At 60.4% G+C, this 2,001-nt stretch carries 3 protein-coding genes; all 3 read left to right on the top strand.

The features are described 5' to 3' along the window. On the top strand, nt 1–820 hold an 820-nt coding region (locus Q0288_RS13575), incomplete at its 5' end, for a hypothetical protein (protein WP_299431323.1). 286 nt (nt 821–1,106) lie between these two features. Beyond that, nucleotides 1,107–1,550: a hypothetical protein gene (locus tag Q0288_RS13570; RefSeq protein ID WP_299431320.1), complete on the top strand. Its 444-nt coding sequence runs from the start codon at nt 1,107–1,109 to the stop codon at nt 1,548–1,550. Between the two features lie 157 nt (nt 1,551–1,707). After that, a complete protein-coding gene (locus Q0288_RS13565; RefSeq protein WP_299431317.1) occupies nt 1,708–1,959 on the top strand; it encodes a hypothetical protein in 252 nt (83 codons plus the stop codon). Nucleotides 1,960–2,001: the final 42 nt, after the last annotated feature.

Genomic DNA, 2,001 nt, shown 5'->3' with positions numbered 1-2,001 from the left:
AAAAAGAGGAAGAGGTTTGAGCATGAACCCCATACCGGAGGCTCCTATGTCTGAACAAGAGCGTATCCAGGCCCTACTGCAAGCTGGCAAAATTACCCGGCAGGAAGCCGATCTCTTGCTGGCCGCCCTCGAGGAGGGGGATGCGGCAGCCCGTCAGGCCAACGAGGCGCTGGACGAGTCGGCAGGCCAGGATCCGTATGCGCCCCCACCACCAACCGGGTGGCAGCCCGAGGGGTTGCGCTGGGTGAAGGTCAGAATGACTGCCGGCCAGCTCGAGGCCCGGCTCGATCCCAGCCTCCAGATGCCGCAGGTAGAAGGTGAGGTGGATATGCGTCCTGTAGGGGCCGATCTGGAAGTGACCCCTGGCATCGCGAGCAGCAGTTTTTTGGGTGGACTGCTGGGCCGGGTGGGCTCGCTGGAACTTAGGCTCCCGCCGGGCTGGGGCCTCGAGGTAGACAGCAAGGCCGCCCAGGTAGAGGTGCAGGGCATTCGTTACCTGAAGGGCCGGGTGGCGGCGGGCAATGTCGAACTGGAAGCGGTGGAGGGCCTCGACCTGGAGGTCACGGCGGGCAATATTGACGGCACGCTTCTGCTACGCGAAGGCCAGCACCGCCTGCGGGTCTCGATGGGCAACGCCGAGCTCGATCTGCTGGCTGGCAGCAGCGTCAAACTCAACCCAGGGGTGAGCCTGGGCAATCTGGAGACCAGAGGTTTTAGCCGCACCTACGCAGAAGGGTCGGCAGTACGGCAGGTGGGGGATGGCAAGGCCGCCCTCGAGGTCACCGTCCGAATGGGCAACCTGGAAGTGAAGGCGAGGTAGGTTGTGAGCAGGGCTACCAGAGGTTCTTCAAAATCAACCCTCCGCCGGGGGACAGCGGCCAGGCGACCCAAAAACCAGCGTAAACGCACTAAGGCGCATGGCCCCCTGCCCACAGTTTTTTTCTTTGCAATTCTCTAGGCACTTCCAGCGTATGTCTGTCACTGCATCCAGCCCGACATGCACCTGGGTACTGTGTCTATAACCGTGCAGATTGGCAGATTGACCCTGCAAGTGTGGTCGGCTCAGTACGGCCAGGCCATCCCCACCACCGGATAAGGAGTAGTGTATGGAAGACAAAAAGCGCATCATGGAGATGGTCAAAGAAGGCAAAATTACCGCGGATGAAGCCATCCGCCTGCTGGAGGCCATGGACACAGGGCAGCCCAAAACGGCCTCCCCCAGTGCAGGTTATGCCTACGCAGTTGCCACTACCCCGCCCCCCGCCAGAGGCATCGCCAGGATGATCCGCATTGTGGTAGAAGGGGAGGATGTCAAGGTCAGGGTCAATGTTCCGGCAGCCCTGGCCAAGTTCGCCTCCAACTTTATCCCACCTGAGGCCCAGCGACAGTTGAGCTCCCAGGGCATTGATATTGCAGGCATCCTCGACATGCTCAAGGGCGAGCTGCCCGAGGGGCGGTTGGTGGACGTGGAGATCAGCGATGTGGCCAAGGTGAGCGATGGCGAATCTAAAATCTCGGGCCCTATGAAGGTCTTGATCGAAGTGGTCTAAGGGGTCGGGAAAGGGCTCTGGCCCCTCGTCGGCCTGATACGCAGAGATTAGTATGGTAGCCGTGTCTCGAGCAGTTCCCCCGTCTGGCTGGCTCACGAAACTGAGCCTGGTTCGCCCTCGGTTTGTATATTTGTGGGTGCGGGTGCATGAGATCCCGGTGCCTATCTTTTTGTTCGCTCCACTGGTGATGCTCGAGTTTTTCTTGATGATGGGAGCCTGGTTTATTCGCAACTCGGGGAGCCGCGACCCCCAGATGGAGTTTGCCTTGCAGGCCCTCCAGGCCCTGCGGGGCCAGACCTGGGAACTACGGAAGATGCCGCCCTTTGCCCTGGTAGAGGTGGAAGTCAAGCCCAAAGCCTTGGACGCAGGCGCGCCGCAGCGGGTTTATGTCAAGATCGGCCTATGGTGAAAAGCGACCCGATTTGGAGCCTGTATGAGATTATTTCCCATG

This window comes from uncultured Meiothermus sp. (assembly GCF_937863175.1).
Classification (GTDB): domain Bacteria; phylum Deinococcota; class Deinococci; order Deinococcales; family Thermaceae; genus Meiothermus.
The sequence above is the reverse complement of the archived record's forward strand: the minus strand, read 5'-3'. Positions and strand labels throughout refer to the sequence as shown.